Consider the following 2,671-nt stretch of genomic DNA (forward strand, 5'->3'; position numbering starts at 1 on the left):
GGTCAAACCGCCCCTGCCGGACGGAGGTAGCGGCCTTGCTCTTGTTGGTTCCGTTCGTCTGTTCGCGGACCACAGGCGAGATGCGGGTCAGCAGAATGTTCTCAGGGTGACGAAATGCCTGTTATCGCCTGCCCGGGGAATACACCTTCAACCAACTGACCATCGCGCACAATCGGTGTGCCGCCCACCAGCACGTGCTGGATTCCCTCGGATGGGATGTCGCCCCGGGTGTAGGTCGAGCGGTCCAGAATACGGGCAGGATCGAAGAGTGTCAGATCGGCATCGGCGCCTTCCTGCACCCTTCCTTTCCCTTGCATCACCGGCGCCACGGCTTCCAGCCGTCGTGCCGGCTGGATGGTCATCTTGCTCAGGGCGTCCATCAGCGAGAGCGCCTGGCGGTCCCGGCTGTAATGCCCCAGCACCCGGGCGAAAGTGCCGGCCCCGCGAGGATGTGCGGGCCCGAAGAGAAACGGGATGCCATCGCTGGCCACGATGACGTCGGGTTGGGCCACGATCCACTCGTTGGTGTCTTCCTGGCGGCCGTGGATGATCACCCAGCCGCCTTCTTCCCGGTACCTGGCGAAGGTTTCGGCAGTCAACCGTTCCCCGGTGGCAGCCCATTGGAGGCGTCCGTATTCGTCGTCGGACAGCCCCTCCCAGGAATCGAAATAGGCCGACTCGATCGCGGTCGAACCTGCCGTGTAAGGGTAGGACTCGGTGGTGATGTCCAGGCCACGGCTCACCGCACCGCGTATCATTTCCATTGCTACCCGGGCTTCCTCCTCGGCGCTGCTGTTCAAGTGCACGATGTGGACGGAGGCTCCCGTGCTGGCGGCCAGGGCGATGACTTCCTGAAAACCTCCCAGGATGCCGCCGGAGTCTTCTGCGCGAAGGTGGACGTATGCGGCTACGCCCTGCCGCTCGGCCAGTTGGAAAAGCCTCATGATCTCGAGCCTGGAGGCTCCGGGCGTGTAGGTGATCCCGAAACCCAGACCCAGGGCGCCCTCCTGCAATCCGGTCTCCATCAATTGGCCGAGTTCGTCGATCCGTTCCTCGGAGAGAAGCTCGTAGGCATAGTTCCCCGCGTCCATCTGGCTGGCTTGCTCGGCCGACACGGTCGGCCAGTGTCCGACGTCCAGGCCATCCACCAGCTTGACGCGAGCCGGCCAGTGGCCGACCGAGGCACCGTAGTGGATGAGAGCCGATCCCTCCCGGGAAGCCAACCACTCACCAACAGGGAAGACCCCGACTTCCATCTCCAGAGCCGTCGTCACCCCATCCTGTGCCTGGAGCCGGTTACTGACGGGGTCCTGGCCATGCGCGTGCAGATCGATAAACCCGGGAGCTACCACCAGACCCGTGGCCTCTATCGTGTCCCGGCCCACCAGACTTTGCTCGCTGACCATGGCGATCAGGCCCTCGTCGATCCCCACGTTGCGTACGGCATCAAGCCCGGTCTCGGGGTCCATGACACGACCACCCAGTATGACCAGATCGAACTCCGGGTCCGGTGTCTCGGCGCAGCCGCTCAAGCCGAGGGTTTCGACCCACAGAAGCGCGAGGGCCAGGCAGAAAATTCCCTGGTGGCGACGGATTCCTGTGAGTGTTTTCGACATCGTTCCCCGCTCTCAGCCTGCGTTGCGCCCCGATTCCGCCATCGCGGCGCCGGGCGATGCCCCATTGTAAAGTGGAAGATAACGCGCACAAAATATGGCCATTGGCACGAGTAGGAACGGTCGAAGCCGAGTCGAATGTCGACTTCGCGCGGCGGCTGAATCGGAGAATCTCTTGATCCGGAAGTCTTCCAGAAATGCGGTTGTCGTGGGCTCCGGTATCGCCGGACTGTCGACCGCGTACGAACTCCGGAAGGCAGGGTTTACGGTAACGGTGCTCGAAGAAAAGCACTTGCCCGGCGGCCGTATGGCGGAGGAGAAAGTCGGCTCCTTCATGAACATCACCGGCGCCAGTGGCCTGAATGCCTGGTATCACGAGATGTTCGACCTTTGTGATGAACTCGGGCAGGGCGATTGCCTGGAAAAGCTCTCCAGCTTCGGTACCGGCGCCGCGACGGACGGCAAGGTTCAGTACCCGATGAGCAACGCTCCCACGCGGTACGAGTTGCTCACTTCGCCGGTACTGAGCCTGCGATCGAAGTTGCGGCTGGCGTCCCTCCTTCCCGATATCGGACGGGCCCGGCGTCGAGTCGATCCGTGCCTGATACACACGGCCGCCGATTTCGACGACGAAAGCTTGTCTGAGTACCTGACGCGAAAGGTCGGCAAGGATTTTCTCGAATACGTGGTTTCTCCCCTGTTCAACGTAGCGCTCGCGTACAACATGGAGCAGCTGTCGAAGGCGGTGTTTCTCGCACGGGTGGCCCACATCAAGGAGCGAGATGGTTACTGTTTCAAGGACGGCATCGGCTTTCTGACGCGTACGCTCGCGAGCATGCTCGACGTTCGACTGAATGCCCGTGTCACCCGGATCGTCCGGTCGGACAACGGTCGCGGCAGGCGAATCCACTACGAAACGCCTGATGGCGGAGAATCGATCGAGGCGGACATTACGATCATGGCCACGCCCGGCAATCGCGTATCGCAGATCGTCGCGGACAAGTCCCGATGGGAGCAGCGTTTCTTTGAAGCCGACGTGCCGTACTGCCAATTCGGCA

Annotated in this window: 2 protein-coding genes; one reads left to right on the plus strand and one right to left on the minus strand. The window is 62.2% G+C overall.

From position 1 onward, the window contains the following. Nucleotides 1-101: 101 nt before the first annotated feature. Entirely contained in the window at nucleotides 102-1,616 is a 1,515-nt protein-coding gene (locus OXG98_17985; GenBank protein ID MCY3773901.1) for an amidohydrolase family protein, read from the minus strand. 172 nt (nucleotides 1,617-1,788) lie between these two features. Here OXG98_17985 and OXG98_17990 point away from each other — a divergent pair. Beyond that, the coding region (locus tag OXG98_17990; protein ID MCY3773902.1) for an FAD-dependent oxidoreductase at nucleotides 1,789-2,671 on the plus strand (883 nt) is incomplete at its 3' end.

The sequence above is a fragment of the Gemmatimonadota bacterium genome, assembly GCA_026706345.1.
In the GTDB taxonomy this organism is placed as follows: Bacteria; JAAXHH01; JAAXHH01; order JAAXHH01; family JAAXHH01; genus JAAXHH01.

Coding starts and splice junctions, on each gene's coding strand:
- OXG98_17985 (MCY3773901.1), bottom strand. CDS start 1,616: ATGTCGAAAACACTCACAGGAATCCGTCGCCACCAGGGAATTTTCTGC.